Source organism: Haloarcula quadrata (genome assembly GCF_003634715.1).
In the GTDB taxonomy this organism is placed as follows: Archaea; Halobacteriota; Halobacteria; order Halobacteriales; family Haloarculaceae; genus Haloarcula; species Haloarcula marismortui.
In genome coordinates this window covers 738,686-755,266 of record NZ_RBWW01000001.1, presented here as the reverse complement: position 1 = coordinate 755,266, position 16,581 = coordinate 738,686, and the positions used below count along the sequence as shown (strand labels likewise).

The window sequence follows — 16,581 nt, the reverse complement described above, 5'->3', positions numbered from 1 at the left end:
TCTACCAGAAGCGCCTGATATGGAAATCGTCAGCACGATGGGAAGCGGCTCTCTTGGTCGAGAGTTGGATTTGGAAGTCCTCGTCAGCAGTCTTCAGAACCATCTTAACTCTTCTATCGACGCCAATTTCACGAGCAACGGGATGGCAACGGTTCGATTAGAAGAGGGCGGGCCAGCCTACACTCTCTATCGGACAGGAACGTTTCAGATTCGGGGTGCAACCGACGAAGAACATCTGACCGAATCGGCTGACCGGTTCCGTGAGGTATTGTCCGAAATCGGCGTCGAGATTCCCGACTACGAGTTCAGGCACGTTACCTCGGTCTTCATGGAAGACCTCGGGCGAGAGGTGAACTTGGAAGCGCTCACTATCGCGCTCGGGATGGAAGACACCGAGTACGAACCCGAGCAATTCCCCGGCCTGATTTACCGACCGCCCGAATACGAAGTCACTCTGCTGGTCTTCGCCAGCGGGAAAATCATTGTCGGTGGAACGACCGATAGGAGCGAAGCGAAATCCGCTGTTCAACAGTTGAAAGACGAACTGGCTGTGTTGGATAGGGCCTGATAGGAGCGCCGGGTTGGGGGTCGGAGAATCCTCTACTATCCTTTTTTGAAAGATGGTTTAGAGGGTGGCCTTGTCCCAATCAATCTCGAACGAATCGTTTTCAGCCGATATTCCACCATGCTTGAGCGCTTGGTGGTACTCTCTATCATAATCCTCTAAATCTCGCGCGAGGTGTTCCGCTTGAGCGCAATTGAGTATGCGCCCCAACTCATACTCGTATTCAGATAGAGTTCGGTCAAAGCGGGATGGAATTGGAATATCATCCCTTCCCCCGTCAACGGATACGATATATACGTTATCCAAACGACGGCCTCGATGGGTTACTTCGAGTTGTCGTTTGTACGCTGTGTTATCTGCATAGTTCTCTACCCACTCTTCGTGAAAGTCTTCGCGCTCGCTGTAGGGCTGAAATTTCAGCACTATATCTCTGTTATTTTTGTAGACGAATTGAGTCCGGCTTTCCTCATCTATTTCTTGGTACTCCCATTCGTCGGGTTCCGTGGACTTAATCAGGTGTTCCACATCACGGGGGTACCAGTATTCGGGTTGGGTGAACGAGAAAATCGCCAGAGAAATTGATAAAATCGCCAGTGTGAGGCTCACGAGAGAAAGTACAGGGGATGGAAAGAAGGCGAAGATAGCGGTCAAAATTAGAATCAAAACACCGCCTGCTCCAACGTATCCGAGTAGACTGCGGTAGTGTCGTTGTTTTCGTGGGCCGATTCGGTTTAGGCCAGCACGTTCCCGTCCGCGATTATAGCGCTCCACAAGACCGCGAGTTGCCCGAGATACAATCTCACTACCCATTGTGTCACATTCTTCGGTAGACATTCTTCAATCCCCTCGATTACCGTCATTCGCGCTGGTCGTGTCTACCGGGAGGGATTATTTGTGTTCACAACATGTCGTCCCATATGAACGCCGTTGACCGCTTCCGTACACGCGTGGCAGAAGCCTTCGGCGCTATGATTCTGACTTTGATGGCAACCGTTGGGGGCGTGATGATTCGTTCCGCCCGAGAAGCCACACCGGCAACTGAACCTGCTACGTCGCTATCTATCGACCTGACGCTCGGGCTAATCACATCCCTTCCGGGACTCGTCACGCTCGCCGGAATTATGGCCGCGACCCTTGTTGCGGGGCCGTTCGGATTCGTAGGTGCGCTACTCGAAACAGCAGGGGCGACACAGCTGCTCTATCATCAAAGCGAGGCGGGCTTTTGGATGGTTGTCTTTGGAGCCGGTCTGGTGACAGTCGGTGCGTCAATCCCTTGGGGGAAGGTATTGGAAGCGTTCCTTGACTCGGGTGGCCGATACTAACCAACCAGACCGACGCCGACAGCGAAGTGGTTGGGGTCTACCTGCGCGTGTTCTGATTCAGAAGATGGGGCGCTCTGTTATCTGTCGGAACTGATGGGGGTACGCAACTCTTCTTTAATCTCTGTCACAGTCTGTTCCTGAATCTCAAAGTCCGGTTCGTCTGTGGAATTGAATGGAACGCCCTCGTTTCTGAATGCGTCCGAAGGGGGTTGTTCAACCTCGGCTTCGTCCGACTCGACAGCCGTAACAAAGTCCCACGGGAAGTAGTGATTCCACGGTCCCTCGTCAGACAGGTCGCTCACGTCCGCGTCGTCAACGGCGACGAACCGGAAGTCTTCGTCGGGGAACGTCTCTTCGTACACGTCCTGAACGAGCCGTAGGCCGTCCCGACGGCGTGGCTTGATGTGGTTCTCGAACTCCGAGTTTTCGTACTCGTACTCTCCGTTGCACAGGTACTCTTCCCATAGGGACTCGGCCTCGGCCAGTCCGGGGATTTCAGCCTCGCTCTTGAGGTGCTGGTTCCCTGTTGCCCACACGGGAATGTCCGTACAGTGCGCCCACCACTGTATCCACCCGATAGGCACCGCTCGCTTCTCGGGGTGGCCGTTGACCGACACCGTGCTGTCCCTGTCGAAACAGAGGACGATTCGTTCAGTCGTCTCTATGTGGTTGCTCACTGGTGGCTCCGTACATATCATAAGGTGAGAAGGAATTTTAGGATTCCGGCTGTCCCCACTTGACGCTGACAAGTACAAGTCGTGGAAGAATTTGTGTTCTGAAGCCGCCCCTGCTCTCGAACAGTTGGAAGAGAACGTTGCTATGCTCAATACCCGTGAATGAACCCACGTATTTGGCTATGTCATGAACTGCTCTACCTTCTCTCTACATTCCGAGAGTAAGCTGTCATATAGAGAATCAAAATTCTCGATGTACTCTTTGGACCCGTGGTGATTCAGGGCATTTGGGTCTAAATCTGTCTGGCTCACATCATTGGGACGAGAAATAACGTCCACGGAGACACCCAAGTCGGACAGATTCTCTTGTGCGTCCAACGTAGCAGAGTCTTCGTGTAAGTCGTCGGGATACGCCCCCGTCGTCAAGTAAATATACTGTATATCGAGGTCTTCATACCTGTTCTGTAGGGCGTGAAGTTGCAATATGACGTTGTGCTTCCTCCGGAGCTTCGCCGAGTTTACCTCGTTTTCAGCGGTCGTTTCTATGACCACTATCTGTTGGTTCTCGAAGTCACTCAATACAATATCTAACTCATGGACCATCTTGACTGGTTCTTCGCAACTGCAACTCAATTTAATGTCATCAAAATCAGAGTCTACGTGGAGTTGGAAAGCAAGGACGGCGTTGAACAGAAACTCACCCTCGCTATCCAACCCGTGTGAATCCATTCGACCATCATGACCGGCGATGAAATCGTCATCAGTCTCAATCTCTGACGGTGGGTCCGAACCCGTTGCCAGTTCCAATATGTCGTAATCCTCGAACTCACCGGGAACAGTATAGTCGGTTGGGATTCTGTGCAATAATCCGCTCCCACCTAACATCCACAAATAATCCGGGTCCTCTCTGACTTTTTCGGAGAACCAAGAGGACATATAAGTCTGGCAATCCTCGCAGGCTTCGCTCGTACCCTCTTCTGCGTATTCTGTTGTCTCTGGCGTGTCAATTTCTCTCCTTCCTTCCTCCAATGTGAAAGAGAAACTCGAATGGGCAGAATTGAATCCAAGTAGTGATTTGGCAGGACAGACGCTACAATTTCCATAGGCGTGACCAAGATGTAGTAGCGGATTTCGAACTTTCCCTCGTCCGTATGGGGTGGCGGCGTCGTCTGTACACCAGATTGAGGCTATCAGGTCCTCATCCAAGATAATGTGCGATAAGTCTCCTTGGCCGCTCCATGCCTCGTAATAGAACGAAAAAAGTCCCAAGCGACCAATATCATCGAATACTGTTCGTTCTGAAATAGTGTAACTTTCAGAACTCCGTGTAATTACTCCGTTATCCCGTAGAAGACTCGAAAAGGCTGATTGAAGCCTTTCACCGTCTGAATCCGGAATGAGCGTGAGTGAATCAGACGTTAATTGCTCTTCTTCCGGCATTCACAGTAGTATCCTGCAACAGAGGGGTGTATTTATCGACACTATCTAAATCGTCCAAGTCGTAAACTGTCTCGACGAGCTGTTTCGTTTGGGTGTTCTCGTATTCGCGGAGAACCCGTTTCAACATAGCTCGTTCCTCCCGAGTTAGGCTTGAACCCTCGTAGTCACTGTTAGCCTCATACCGGTAGTAGGTACCATTCTTCGAACGGCCTGACAGTTCCCGTATCTCGTCACCGTCCATCTCTTGCAAAGTGTCTACTATGTCTTCAGAGTACGGGCCATAGTGATATTTGATATATTTTATATTTGAAATCTGCCTATCGCGGTCGATATATGATTCTCGGTCAGCCAAGTAGAGAAGCTTCACCAGCTTGGTTCTGGTGAGTGCATTACCCGAGAAGTTACTCACAAGATACTCTATCATGTCGTTGAGTTTAGCCTTCTCGGGCATAGTTCTACTATGAAATCGTACCTTCTGCCCCAAATGCTTTGTTGTGTATTGGTACGAATCCACGACCCCGGAAGTTTCACGGCGAAGGATAGGGTCCTACCGACGAGGGGGTAGTGCGGACTGATGAGGCGGTGGACAGACTCTCCCCCGTTCAGGGTTTTAGAATAACTCTCCGAGCCTTCGCAGGCCTCGGATTCTGTGGCACCTGATACGCCACGCCCACTGAAGCCGAATAGGTGCATGCCAGAGTAAGTCAGGCCGTTGGGATTCACCCGAGCCAAGTCCAACATACCTCGATAGTTGTTCGAACCCATCCCGAACAGTGCCGACCGAGTAGTGGTTGGGTTCTCGGGGAATTACGTTGCCTCAAAACCGGTTCCATAGCCGCCGTGTGGAGCCTCATACACAGCAGGACAGGTTTGTTATCGCGTGTCCACTGCAATCCCACTGTGTCAACTCCACGCCGAACGAGCCGACTGGCGTTTCTGCCAGACGTTTTTGAGAGGTATTCCCGTTCAATTCGTCTTCAGTCGTATAGACGAGTACCGATTGCCCCTTCCGAGGGTATTCCTGCTCGACAGGTTTGCACCTACCCGACCTTCCAACCTACCCTCGCCAGCGGATAGGGTTTGGACAGTTCAGTCCGAGGCGGTCGTCGGGGAACTACAAGAAGGGAAGTGAGTTCACCAGCCGTCCCCTTCTCATAGGCTTTTGCTCTTAATCCTAATTGGTGGTTAGAGGTTCTTAAACATTCGGTAGCGGCCTATACGCTCGCATGTAGATTACGACTGTAAGGTGAGAAGGGGACGGCTGGTGAACCCATTGGGAGCATAGCATCGAAAAGGAATAATACTGTCGGTAATACTCACTACAAGTCCGTTTTCGGTACCTACTGATAGGGATAATAGCAGAGCGCTGAACCGAACCGGTCAAAATTAGGTTGGGGTGTAGGAATCCTACTCGGTCGCTGTGAAATCGACACCGGGGGTGTTTTTAGAAACTACCGGGGGCGTCTCTTCGTTCATCCCCCATGTCGGGATGTGTGGGGGTCGGTTTGTTTGAAGCAGGTCGTTGGCTCTGCGAAACGCTTTCATTCTCGAAACAACCCCTGAATCGGGAGATAACCGGTTCTAACGCTCTCTAAAGCCATTATAGGCGACAGTAGAACGCCGTAGCGCCCCTCTACGAGGATGTGGGGTCGTCTCTGGTGGCCCTACCCAACCCGTAGTCACCCGACCTGTGTAAGCGCACGGCAGGCATAGTCACCACATGAGCGCACAGAGGGGCAGGGACCGGTGGGGTACCCCCTTGGGGACCGGGTGGGGCTGGTAGGGGGTGGGGGCCGGGACCGCCGGGGGTAGGGATGGGGGGTTTGAGCGGTGGCGAGAATTTTCAGAGCGGCAGGCACTCCGTAGAGATGTGTGATTTTCGCGCGGTGATTGACTCCGTTCGTGCCGCCCTGCTGGCTATGTGGGGGTTGTGAAGGTCGTCTTCGAGAGCGTGGCCCACTCGTCAGCATCGGTCTTTGAGGGCGAGAGCGGTGGACTGCTGGTCGAGAACAGGCAGGTGGCGGCCTTCAGGAACGGCCTCTTCGCGGAGTTAGGGTGTGGTGGCGGTTAAGTAATTTTTCAGGCTCGGCTCCAAGGCTCCGGATACCTCTCAATTCCACTTTCACCTTGGTTGTCAAACACTTATTTGCCAGTGACTCGTCAGGTACAGGCATGATAGCAGAACTCCTTCAGTACGTGTCGAACCACCTCGACACCATCATGACCGGTCTGACTATGGCGGTGGTCGGAATTGGCGTCTACGAAGCGCGGGATGGCTTCTTCCGTTTCTTGGGTAAGTTCAGGGGGAAGTACGTTGCACTGGTGGTCTTCGTGGGCGCACTATTCGGTTCCTCCCTAATTACGCCGATGGTGGGTGATTGGTGGGCGCGGTCGCTCCCGTACATTCCGTCCGGTCAACTCCTTGGTGCGATTCTCGTCCTCGGTATGCTCGGGGTCAACAAAGCAGCGGAGTGGAACTTCTTCGACATTAAGTCGCTTCCTGTCTACGGACTTGGTGTCGTCCTGATAGCGAATCCGGAACTCCTACACGCCGTAGCGTAGCCGGGACACCGGCCAAGGGCCTCTTCCTCTTCGTCAATTCGTTCATGCGACCAGCAGGTTGACTGGTGAAAGTAGGCCGCCGTGTGGATTTATTGTAGTCTGTCGTCATTTTTCGAATAGCATGGCTCGGAACCCGAAATGCCCCCGTTGTGGCAGTTTCAACGTGACTCGAACGCACGGCATGAAGAGTTGCCAAGACTGCGGGAAGAGTTGGGAGTGATGAGTCGGAACCAACGAACCTACGCCTTCCCCTGTTCTGGCTCTACTTCCGCTTCACCGAGTTCGTCCAAGCGACCATAGGTCACGTCGTCGGGGTCGTCTCCCGAAATGTCATACTCGGCAAGATAGCGCCTGACCGTCACGGGTGAACAGTTCATCTCGTCTCGGGCCGCAATCTCGGACGCAGAAAGGCCATGTTCGACGTACAGGCGGCGTAGGGTGTCCTCGTGCCGCCACGGTCGGAGAACGCCGAGACGTTCCATGTAGACACTGACGCGGCTCTTCGAGACGCCCAACTCGTAAGCGATAGTGCGAGGAGATAGTCCCCTCTCGTGGTAGGCCCACTGAAGGAACTCCCGGTCGCGCCACGGCTCGGATTCCGGTATGCGTTCGTCGGGAAGACGGAAGGTCATGTACGAAACTACGCGATTCTCGCCAGTAATTCGTTCGGTGACGGTATTCCCGGAATCGGCTACCACCCACCTTTTGACTCAATTTCGAGGTCACATTCGTTTGCCAGTCGTTGAATATGGCGCTTCTTGTCCCGCTTGTTGAAACTCGTGAATAGATAGTAGCCGTTCGTCAACTCACGATATGTTCTCATATCGCGTTCATCGTCGGGATGAACTGGCTGGTCATTGATTAAGGCATTTTTATTCCCGGGGACATACGGAAGTGGTTCGATACGGGAAATCAGGTCGTGACTCTCAATGAGATAGTCTACAGCGTCAGCCATTACGTCGCTCTGGTTGTCACCATCAAGGACAACGAGAGCACTATCGTCTCCTTGTATCTCGATAACATACTCTCCGTCTACATCGGAATCCTCTACTCTTTCGGGTGCTTCATTGAGTGAATCAGCGATTTCTTGCTTTGACTTCTTCCCATCGGCATCAATCTCCGACTCAATATCCGAGACGAGTCGGTCAATCATTTCCTTCGCCTGTGTTTCCGCGAGCGACGAGATAGCGTCTGAAATCTCGTCGGCCAGCGTGTTCGAGAGTTGGACTGCCAAGTCGTCCTTGTCGGTTTCAAGGGTTCGGCGGGCTTCACGGAGTTCGTTGATACGCCCGAGTATTTTCCCTGATTCCCCTGACTCGATAGCGTCTTTCTGGTAGGCCTTCAGAACGGGAAGGCGGTTGGGAAGGTCTTCGAGGGCTACATCACCGACCTTCTGAACGTCTACGTTCGAGGCGTCCACACGGCGCTGAAAGAATCGGTACTGCTTGCCGTTCGTGAGGATACCGTAGGTGACGTTTTTGTTCGTCATGTACGACGACAACTGGTCTTCGTGGTCGCCGGTCAGGGTTGTGTCTGCGCCCTTGGCTTCGAGGAAAGCGACCGGCGTTCCATCGAGAATCAGCGCGTAATCCACCTTGTAGGTCTGCCCGAACGCCTCGACGGAGTATTCAAGTTGGGTGTTCTGCGGAATCTGCCAATCAAGAAGGTCTAAAAAGTCACGTAGAACGGCGGCCTTCGTGTTGGCCTCGTCCATCTGTGGAGAAGAGTCGAAAACGGCGTCAGATTGTTCGACATACTCCCTAACAGCGTCCCTATCCATGTTGTTCTGTCACGTCACAGGGACGGCTTATCAAACCCTGCGAACGAATTTCGGAGGTGGATGTTAGTCGTAGTAGCTCACACGCTCGACGACCTCGGCAAAGGCGACATTCTGGCGCACATCGGTAATCTCGACGGTGACACGCTCGCCCTGTTCTGTGTCGGGGACAATGACGACGAAGCCACGTTCGACGCGAGTGATACCGTCGCCCTGTTCTCCAATGTCTTCGATTTTAACGGTGCGTTGCTCTCCCTCTTCGACAGGGGGCGTCTGTGGCCTTTGCTCGGGCAGTGGTTTGCGTTCGGTTTCGTCGGCCTCGTCTGTGGACGGCGCTTCGAACAGCGCCACACGGTACGTCTCGCCGTCCTGAAGGTCGCCAAGTTGGACCTCTTGTTCCGGCACCTCAACCACATACGAACCGTCGCGCTCTTCGAGGGTAACAGAGAACAGACAGCGAAGTTGGTCGGGTATTTCCATCAGTAGTGTCTTACGCGGGATACGCAAGGGAGAACACTTGACTTTGCTGTCCAAGAAGCTATACTGAACTTTAAGCCAGTGTCAGTTCAAGCCGTTGTCAGTATGGAAGAAGACCACCTTCGGAGCATTCTTGAAGAAGAGTTCAGTCCTACTCATGCCGACCTTGAGAGGGTGACTCGACAGGCGATGAAATTAGACCAGTCCGGAAATTTCAAAGAAGACACTGGTGATGAGTTGACAGTCGACCTCATAAGAAACAAACTCGAAGAGGCCGACCGGCCAATCAAAGCGGGTTGGAACTGGTGGGTAGGACAACTCAACGTCTTCTTTGAAAGTAGCTACGAGCGCTTTCAGATATAGGCAGAGTTCGCAGTTCTACAGGTCGCCAATCAGACGAGCCTGTGCGACCGCGAGGTTCTTCTCTTCATCCGTCTCCGCACCAGCCATATCAATCACTTCCTCTTCTCCTTCCGGAATTTGAACATCAGTCATATACCCCGATAAGAAACGCAGGCTCAAGTTCTTTTACCAGACAAGGTTTAACAGCCAACACCAAGTGGACTGACCTATGCCGACTTCAGACGAGATACTGAATAAGAAACCACCGGAGTTCTACCGGCTTCTATCGGAGTGTGTAGAAGTAGCAGAACACCGGGGAACAATCTATTACGAAACAGCAGGTGAGCTAATTGGTGTTATCGCCGTAAATATGAACAACTGGTCTGCCGCGATAAGCAAGGAAATGGTTCAGCAGGGCCATCCAATGATTAGTGCTGTAATCGTCGGGCAAGGTGATGACACACCGGGAGACGGATTCTATACTCTTGCTTACGACATTGGTCGATTGGATACGGACCCTACCCACCTGACCGAAAACGAGAAACGCGAGTTTTGGAAAGAAGAGCTTCAGCGAGTTTACCGGACCTTCGCCCGATAGAGACGAACTTGGCGACTAAACCCCTTCGAGATACCCCCGACGCTGTTCGACCTTCTGTTCCTCACTTCGCTTGTCGTAGTGTTTGTCCAACACGTCCGGGCCGACGTTCATACGGTCGCTCACGACCTTTTCCGGCACATCCTTCGAGAGATGTTCCGTGATACTGCCACGCCGAATATCGTGTGGTGAGACGTTGACCGGACACTTGCTATAGCCGTTGTAGTGCGTCCCCTCACAGGATTCCGGGTCACGGTTCCGGGGACAGTCCGCACCATAGTAGCAGGGCCGAGTGACCTTGTAGACCGTTTCCCGGACGTTGCCCCGCGAGAGGCGACCGTACCGACTCGTGACGAGCGGCTTCCGACCGTAGTCGTCCCGCGTGTCTGGTCGGTTGTGTTCGATGTAGCCGTCGATAACGCTACACACCGTGCCGCTCAATGCGACGATTCGCTCGCCCTCTTTCCCGTTCTTCAGCGCAGTGCCGGTTTCGGGTCGGTGCCGGATTTCGAGGGTTTCGTTATCCGAGTCGTAGTCCCCGAGGTCGAGCGCGTGGAACGCTCCGAGGCGAATCCCCGTGTGCCACAGGATTTCGAGGATAACGTGGCCTCGGGTGGCGTACTCGTACTGTCGGAGGTATTCTAACACAGCCTCGGCCTGTTCGGCTGGCAGAATGCTCTCGCTCTGTTCGTCCTCCCTCGAAAGCGTGGGCATGATGATTTTCTCGTGAAGCCCCTGCGGCACTGCGTCGATGGACTCACACCACCGGATGAAGACGCGGAGTGCGTCGAGGTTCCCTTCCAAGGTGACAGGCTTCAGGTCCCCGTCGTCGCGCCGCCACGTTCGGAACTCTTGGAGTTTCCGTCCGGTGAGGTCGTTCATGTTGTCTATGTCGGCTACCTCGTTACACCACCGAATGAAGTGCTTCAACCGGTAGTGGTAGCCGTCAAGGGTCGATTGGGATACCTCGCGCTTGCGAGCGTTGAGGTACATTTCCTTCGCGCGTTCCGGTGAGATGGGTTGGAGTTCCTGACTCATTTCGACCACCGAAACGCCCGCTTGCGAGGGTGTGAACCGGCCCCACCCAAGGCGGTGGAACCGCCGGACGTGAGGGCTGTCCCCGGTTCAAATCCGGGAGGCGGCATTTTCCTACGAACAAAGTGAACAGTGAAAACGCTCTCGAGCGGATTTGAACGAGGTGAGTAAGTAGCGACCACTGGTTGCCCCGTTGACTCGGCACAGTCGCCGGAACAGGTACTTCCGTGGCGACGAGTAGCATGGGTATGACAGAGGAGCCAGCACACGAGCAGATGGAGCGCCATGCGACCCTGACCGACGAACTCGCAGACCTCGATGCGGAGCGGGATGCCGTTGCGGCGTCAGTACAGGACCGGCTTGCCGACGCGGTTTCGGAGGCCATAGCAAAAGCGGGGACGAACGTCGGGAGTCTCGGGCAGTCCAAAGACCGTAAGCGGTTTCGATTCGAGGCGCGGCTTGATCGAGCGGCGCTGGTGGCGGCGGTGACGGAAGCGCTGCCGGACGGATTCGTCGTCTCCCACGTCAACGAGGATGGGACGCTGAGCGTGGACTGGACCGGCGACAGTACCACACCCTCGAAGCGGGAACACGGGGCCATCCTGAAGGCGATCATCGCAGAGGAAACGGAGACAGACAGGGATGGCTTCATCGAGTCCGTGCCCAGCCGCGACCGCGTGCTAGCGCGGGCGGTGGAACTGGGTGTCGACAAAGAAGACGCGGCAGACCGCCTCAGTCGACTGGCGACGCTGGACGTGGTGGATATCACTGACGAAGGGGTCTACCCCGACGAGAACTTCTCGCGATATTAGCGAACAAGGGCGGATGCCAGCCGACGGCAGGCGGGAAAGGGCACAGGGACGGAGTCGGCGTGACCGACGTTTATTACTTGGTCCAGTCTGTGGTGTCAGACGAAATGGCAGTACTATCGACAGAAGACGAGGGGAAATTTCTCATGGACGCACAGGGAGAACAGATCGGCATCGTGACCGAGGTTGACCCGGAGGGGCAGATTGCGTACGTCGAACCGGACCCGGACCTCACCGAGGCCTGGGTGCAGGGGCTCGGGTTCGGTGACGCCGACGAGGACGACATTGAGGTCGCCGCCGACGCCATCGGAACGATAACTGACAGCGAACTGCGTGTGACTGTCGACCTGTAGTCACGCGACAGACTCGGGACACTCGCCCACACGAACTTCCACCACTTGACGCGCTCCGTGCGTTCATACAGGTCGGGAAGCCGCGCCGGCGCAGTCGGCTCGGAGATGCTTCGAGCATCAGTTGCGACCCGAGCGTCTGTTTTTACGGAGTCGACAGCGGGCGCACGCGACCATAGAGGGGATAAGATATCACAGTAGCTGAGGAATAGCGGGATAGCAGGGTACTAAGAGCGCTTTCGCTGGGGAAGCCGTCTAACATCGGCAAGCAACAGTCGAAAAAAGAGGGCTACTCAATTTCGATTCGGTTCGAGTCACTGGCATCGTCCGCGCGCGGCAGCGTTATTTCGAGCACGCCGTTGTGGTAGGTGGCCGTGATGTCATCGTCCATTACCGGCTCGGGAACGGTGACACGTTCGGTGACTCGTCGGCTGTGTCGGCGAGCGCCATCGCTCGTTTCCGCAGCGACAGTCGATTCGCCTTGGATACTGAGGACACCATCCTCGAAGCGAACGGCGAGGTCGTCGCGCTCAAAGCCCGGGAGGTCGACCATCACGGCGTACCCGTCGTCGGTCTCGTCGACATGAAGGTTCGTGTCGATGCCGTGCTGGCGGTGGTCGACCGAGCGCGTGCTAGCGGCTGGTCGGTCGGCACGGTATCCGGGACTGTCAGCCATTCGGCGTCTCGAATCGTCATCCATCCGCCGGCCCAGATTGTCGTCCGTCATCTCTCGTTGCGTCTGTGCGAAGAGTCGGAACATTGTCTCGAAGGGATCGTTGCTGTGTGTCATAATCACCTTATATAAGCTCGTACTGATATTAACAATTGCGTAACACGTGCTATCACGGGGAGACGGAAGTGCCGTCCGTAGGCTGCGTTCGGCCGGCTCGAAAATGCGTGATGAGATACCGTAGCGGAACTGTTTTGTCAGGCGTACAGCTAGAACAGCCACAGATAACCGCCGAGTACCCGGTCCGTCGGTGGCCGGGCGACTGGACACGAAACACACCATGGCAACCGATTCCGGCACCCGGATAGACCCTTCGGCTGACGAGGTATCGAACTACGACTACCAGAATGAGACTGTCGCTCGGTCTGGCCTCGTCGACGACCTGCAGGCGCGCGTCGACGGCGAGGTCCGGTTCGACGAGTACTCGCGGCAGTTGTATGCGACCGACGCCAGCCTCTATGAGGTGCTGCCCATTGGCGTCGTCTATCCACAGTCAACCGAGGACGTGGCCACGGTCATGTCCTACTGCGCCCAGCGTGAGATTCCGGTTCTGCCGCGGGGCGGCGGGACGAGCCTTGCCGGCCAGACCGTCAACGAAGCCGTCGTGCTGGATTTCTCACGGTACATGAACGACCTCGTCGAGGCCCGGCCCGACGACCGGCGAGCGCGAGCCCAGCCGGGCATCAAGCTCGGCGACCTGAATGGGGAGCTGGCCGACCACGGGCTGAAGTTCGCGCCGGACCCGGCGTGGGGCGACAAGAGCGTTCTCGGCGGCGCTATCGGTAACAACTCCACCGGCGCACACTCCCTGCAGTACGGCAAGACCGACGCCTACATCGAAGAGTGCGAGGTCGTCCTCGCGGACGGCACCGTCACCACGTTCGGCGAGGTCACCCGCGAGGAACTGCGCGACCGAGCGGACCCCGACGGTGACCTCGAAGCCCGGATTTACGCCGAAATCGAGCGAATACTCGCCGAGGAGGGCGAGGAGATTGAGAGCCACTACCCGGACCTGAAGCGCAACGTCTCTGGGTATAACCTCGACTGGGTGCTCGACGACGCACAGGACGGGACCATCAACGTCGCCTCGCTGCTGGCCGGCAGCGAAGGGACCCTCGCAATTGTCACCGAGGCCGAGGTGTCTCTGGAGCCGATTCCAGAAACCAAGTCGATGGGCCTGCTCGCCTACGAGGGGCTCATCGAGGCTATGGAAGACGTGGCGGACATTCTCGAACACGACCCGGCTGCCGTCGAGGTGCTCGACGACGTACTCATCGACCTAGCCCAAGACACCGCCGAGTTCGAAGACGTGGTTGGGATGTTGCCCGAGGGGACTCGGGCGGTCCTCATCGTAGAGTTCTACGCCGACGACGAGGAGAGCGGGCGACAGAAAGTCGCCGACCTGCTTGCGGACCGAACGAACGGCGTCGACCCCGCCGCTGACCCGGCTGCGGGCCGGACCGTCGTCGACGCGCCGGTGCGGGCGTTCGACGCCATGGAGGCCCACGACGAGGCGAAACGCGAGAAATTCTGGAAGATGCGCAAATCCGGCCTCCCGATACTACTCTCGCGGACGACTGACGAGAAACACGGCTCGTTCATCGAGGACACCGCCATCCCGCCGGCGAACCTCCCGGAGTACGTCGCCGACTTTCAGGAGATTCTGGAGGAGCACGACACCTTCGCCTCCTTCTACGCCCACGCCGGCCCCGGCGTGCTCCACATCCGCCCGCTCATCAACACGAAGTCGGTCGAAGGCGTCGAAACCATGGAATCCATCGCCGACGCGGTGACCGACCTCGTCGTGAAATACGGTGGGAGCGTCTCGGGCGAACACGGCGACGGCCGCGCCCGCACGCAGTGGAACGAGAAGCTCTACGGCGCGGACCTCTGGGAGACCTTCCAGGAACTCAAGTCGGTGTTCGACCCCGACTGGCTGCTCAACCCCGGGCAGGTCGTCGGCGTCGACGCCGCCGCTGTCGAGTCCGGCGCGATGCCCGAGCGGGCGCGCACTGTCGACATGACCGAGAACCTCCGTTTCGACCCGGAATACGAGTTCGACACCGGCTTCGACCCCGCACTGGAGTGGGACAACGACAACGGGATGCAGGGGATGGTCGAACTCTGTCACGGCTGTGGCGGCTGTCGCGGCCCGCAGGAGACGACCGGTGGCGTGATGTGCCCGACCTATCGCGCGTCCGAGGAGGAGATGACGACGACGCGGGGGCGGGCGAATATGCTCCGGCAAGCGATGAGCGGCGACCTGCCGGACGACCCTACGGACGAGGAGTTCATGCACGAGGTGCTCGACCTCTGTATCGGCTGCAAGGGGTGTGCGAAGGACTGCCCGAGCGAGGTCGACATGGCGAAACTCAAAGCCGAGGTGACACACGCCTACCATCAGGAACACGGGTCCAGCCTGCGGGACAAGGTGTTCGCCAACGTCGACGCGCTGGCCGGGCTAGGCAGTTCCTTCGCGCCACTGTCGAACCTCGCGACGAAGGTGCCGGGCGCTCGAACGGTGCTGGAGAAGGCGGTCGGTATCGCCCCCGACCGCACGCTGCCGAGCTTCCAGCGCACGACGCTGCAGGACTGGTTCGACGAACGCGGCCCGCAAATCCCGGCGGACGAAGCCGAGCGGCAAGCCCTGCTGTTTCCCGACACGTACACAAACTACAGCCATCCCGAGGTCGGGAAAGCCGCCGTTCGCGTCCTCGAAGCCGCGGGCGTCCACGTCCAACTGGCCGACCGGACCGACAGCGGACGGCCGGCCCACTCAAAGGGCTTTCTCGACCAGTCCCGGGCGACCGCGAAGGACAACGTTGAGGCGCTCGTGCCCGCGGTCAAGGAGGGCTGGGACGTGGTGCTGGTCGAACCAAGCGACGCCGTGATGTTCCAGTCGGACTATCTGGACCTGCTGTCGGGCGAGGACGTGGAGACGCTGGCCGCCAACGCCTACGGCATCTGTGAGTACCTCGACACCTTCCGGCTGGACGAAGGGGCCGACTGGGACGTGCCGGCCGAGACGCTGACCTACCACGGCCACTGTCACCAGAAGGCGACGAAGAAGGACCACCACGCTGTCGGCGTCCTCCGACGGGCCGGCTACGACGTGGACCCGCTGGATTCGGGCTGTTGTGGCATGGCCGGCTCTTTCGGCTACGAGGCCGAGCACTTCTCGATGAGCAAGGCCATCGGCTCGATCCTGTTCGATCAGATCGGCGAGAGTCGCGGCGACACCGTGGTCGCGCCCGGCGCATCCTGTCGCACGCAACTGGACGACTGGGACGAAAGCGACGGCGAACCGCCGCATCCGGTGGAGAAGCTCGATGCGGCCCTAGCCTGACGGTTCGTCGGGCTGGCGAACCGCTTGAACGATGCCGACCGTCTGGCCGACCAGCGCAAGTCCGATGCCGGCGAGCAACGCGGTTTCCGCCGGCGGGAACAGCGCGCCAGCGTACACCGCCGCACCGAGAACACTCAGCACTGCGCCGGCCGTGTACGCCCGCTGGCCTGCCGGAACGTGCTTCCCAGTGTAGTAGAGGCCGACGCCCGGAACAGCCATCCACCCCAGTAGTGTCGTCGTCAGGAACGGAACCCGGAGCGGAGAGTAGAGGAAACCGACGATGCCGCCGACGGTGAGCAGGAGTCCAACGAGCAGAATATCGCGCCAGATCCGGAGGACGCCCGTCACCATCTCATCCCACGAAAGGACGGCGAACGCAGCGATGAGGACGGCGGCAACGACGTGGAATATCAGCACGGTCCGGTCAGTGACCACATCGAGATGGGCCAGCCCCACGAGCAGCCACGCCAGCGGGATGAGGACGGTCGGACCCTGTGCACGCAAGCGAGGGAACATACGCCTCACTGTGCCCCCCACAATCAAGAAACGTCGGTCGT

Annotated in this window: 19 protein-coding genes; 9 read left to right on the top strand and 10 right to left on the bottom strand. The window is 57.0% G+C overall.

All coding sequences use genetic code 11. The annotated features are described in order from the left end of the window. Positions 1 to 19 precede the first annotated feature (19 nt). Positions 20 to 568: a TATA-box-binding protein gene (locus tag BDK61_RS03890; protein ID WP_121302357.1), complete on the top strand. Its 549-nt coding sequence runs from the start codon at positions 20 to 22 to the stop codon at positions 566 to 568. Between the two features lie 57 nt (positions 569 to 625). On the opposite strand, the gene BDK61_RS03885 is transcribed toward BDK61_RS03890, so the two are convergent. Beyond that, positions 626 to 1,399, bottom strand: coding sequence for a hypothetical protein (locus BDK61_RS03885; protein ID WP_148709123.1), 774 nt, complete (start codon positions 1,397 to 1,399; stop codon positions 626 to 628). 83 nt (positions 1,400 to 1,482) lie between these two features. Here BDK61_RS03885 and BDK61_RS03880 point away from each other — a divergent pair, with 83 nt between their 5' ends. After that, positions 1,483 to 1,887 (top strand): hypothetical protein, encoded by a 405-nt coding sequence (locus tag BDK61_RS03880; protein ID WP_121302355.1) that lies wholly within the window; start codon positions 1,483 to 1,485, stop codon positions 1,885 to 1,887. Positions 1,888 to 1,964: 77 nt separating this feature from the next. Here the strand turns inward: BDK61_RS03880 and BDK61_RS03875 are convergent, their stop codons facing one another. The 3 genes from BDK61_RS03875 to BDK61_RS03865 all read right to left on the bottom strand — a co-directional run bounded on the left by BDK61_RS03875 (position 1,965) and on the right by BDK61_RS03865 (position 4,452). After that, positions 1,965 to 2,564: an adaptin protein gene (locus tag BDK61_RS03875; protein ID WP_121302354.1), complete on the bottom strand. Its 600-nt coding sequence runs from the start codon at positions 2,562 to 2,564 to the stop codon at positions 1,965 to 1,967. Between the two features lie 177 nt (positions 2,565 to 2,741). Further along, positions 2,742 to 4,001: a hypothetical protein gene (locus tag BDK61_RS22985; protein WP_148709122.1), complete on the bottom strand. Its 1,260-nt coding sequence runs from the start codon at positions 3,999 to 4,001 to the stop codon at positions 2,742 to 2,744. Continuing rightward, the gene (locus BDK61_RS03865; protein ID WP_121302352.1) at positions 3,973 to 4,452 is read right to left on the bottom strand and encodes a Panacea domain-containing protein; all 480 of its coding nucleotides are present in this window, start codon (positions 4,450 to 4,452) and stop codon (positions 3,973 to 3,975) included. Before BDK61_RS03865 ends, BDK61_RS22985 begins: the two co-directional genes overlap by 29 nt. 1,470 nt (positions 4,453 to 5,922) lie before the next feature. Here BDK61_RS03865 and BDK61_RS23275 point away from each other — a divergent pair. Together BDK61_RS23275 and BDK61_RS03860 are read left to right on the top strand one after the other, a co-directional pair. Continuing rightward, complete coding sequence (locus tag BDK61_RS23275; protein WP_167467356.1) at positions 5,923 to 6,072, top strand: hypothetical protein; 150 nt, start codon at positions 5,923 to 5,925, stop codon at positions 6,070 to 6,072. Positions 6,073 to 6,173: 101 nt separating this feature from the next. Then, positions 6,174 to 6,563 (top strand): hypothetical protein, encoded by a 390-nt coding sequence (locus BDK61_RS03860; protein WP_121302351.1) that lies wholly within the window; start codon positions 6,174 to 6,176, stop codon positions 6,561 to 6,563. A 239-nt stretch (positions 6,564 to 6,802) separates the two neighbouring features. On the opposite strand, the gene BDK61_RS03855 is transcribed toward BDK61_RS03860, so the two are convergent. The 3 genes from BDK61_RS03855 to BDK61_RS03845 all read right to left on the bottom strand — a co-directional run bounded on the left by BDK61_RS03855 (position 6,803) and on the right by BDK61_RS03845 (position 8,820). Then, positions 6,803 to 7,195 carry a hypothetical protein gene (locus tag BDK61_RS03855; RefSeq protein ID WP_148709121.1) on the bottom strand — a complete coding sequence of 131 codons (393 nt, stop codon included), beginning with the start codon at positions 7,193 to 7,195 and terminating at the stop codon, positions 6,803 to 6,805. Positions 7,196 to 7,254: 59 nt separating this feature from the next. Continuing rightward, positions 7,255 to 8,343 (bottom strand): type I restriction endonuclease, encoded by a 1,089-nt coding sequence (locus BDK61_RS03850; RefSeq protein ID WP_121302349.1) that lies wholly within the window; start codon positions 8,341 to 8,343, stop codon positions 7,255 to 7,257. Between the two features lie 63 nt (positions 8,344 to 8,406). After that, on the bottom strand, positions 8,407 to 8,820 hold the full coding sequence (locus tag BDK61_RS03845) for a TRAM domain-containing protein (RefSeq protein ID WP_121302348.1): 414 nt from the start codon (positions 8,818 to 8,820) through the stop codon (positions 8,407 to 8,409). A 102-nt stretch (positions 8,821 to 8,922) separates the two neighbouring features. Here BDK61_RS03845 and BDK61_RS03840 point away from each other — a divergent pair, with 102 nt between their 5' ends. Further along, positions 8,923 to 9,180: a hypothetical protein gene (locus BDK61_RS03840; RefSeq protein ID WP_121302347.1), complete on the top strand. Its 258-nt coding sequence runs from the start codon at positions 8,923 to 8,925 to the stop codon at positions 9,178 to 9,180. Between the two features lie 208 nt (positions 9,181 to 9,388). After that, a complete protein-coding gene (locus BDK61_RS03835; RefSeq protein WP_121302346.1) occupies positions 9,389 to 9,757 on the top strand; it encodes a hypothetical protein in 369 nt (122 codons plus the stop codon). 15 nt (positions 9,758 to 9,772) lie between these two features. Here the strand turns inward: BDK61_RS03835 and BDK61_RS03830 are convergent, their stop codons facing one another. Then, positions 9,773 to 10,792, bottom strand: coding sequence for a tyrosine-type recombinase/integrase (locus tag BDK61_RS03830; RefSeq protein ID WP_121302345.1), 1,020 nt, complete (start codon positions 10,790 to 10,792; stop codon positions 9,773 to 9,775). A gap of 239 nt (positions 10,793 to 11,031) precedes the next feature. Between BDK61_RS03830 and BDK61_RS03825 the strand changes: the two genes are divergently transcribed. Beyond that, on the top strand, positions 11,032 to 11,601 hold the full coding sequence (locus tag BDK61_RS03825; RefSeq protein WP_121302344.1) for a hypothetical protein: 570 nt from the start codon (positions 11,032 to 11,034) through the stop codon (positions 11,599 to 11,601). A 104-nt stretch (positions 11,602 to 11,705) separates the two neighbouring features. Continuing rightward, positions 11,706 to 11,951 (top strand): hypothetical protein, encoded by a 246-nt coding sequence (locus BDK61_RS03820; RefSeq protein WP_004958991.1) that lies wholly within the window; start codon positions 11,706 to 11,708, stop codon positions 11,949 to 11,951. A gap of 286 nt (positions 11,952 to 12,237) precedes the next feature. Here BDK61_RS03820 and BDK61_RS03810 read toward each other — a convergent pair whose 3' ends face one another. Beyond that, positions 12,238 to 12,738 (bottom strand): Hsp20/alpha crystallin family protein, encoded by a 501-nt coding sequence (locus tag BDK61_RS03810; RefSeq protein ID WP_121302343.1) that lies wholly within the window; start codon positions 12,736 to 12,738, stop codon positions 12,238 to 12,240. 220 nt (positions 12,739 to 12,958) lie between these two features. Here BDK61_RS03810 and BDK61_RS03805 point away from each other — a divergent pair, with 220 nt between their 5' ends. Next, a complete protein-coding gene (locus tag BDK61_RS03805) occupies positions 12,959 to 16,024 on the top strand; it encodes an FAD-binding and (Fe-S)-binding domain-containing protein (protein ID WP_121303894.1) in 3,066 nt (1,021 codons plus the stop codon). Here the strand turns inward: BDK61_RS03805 and BDK61_RS03800 are convergent. Beyond that, positions 16,016 to 16,540, bottom strand: coding sequence for a hypothetical protein (locus BDK61_RS03800; RefSeq protein WP_007189380.1), 525 nt, complete (start codon positions 16,538 to 16,540; stop codon positions 16,016 to 16,018). The two genes, BDK61_RS03805 and BDK61_RS03800, sit on opposite strands and share 9 nt — an antisense overlap. Between the last annotated feature and the right edge of the window lie 41 nt (positions 16,541 to 16,581).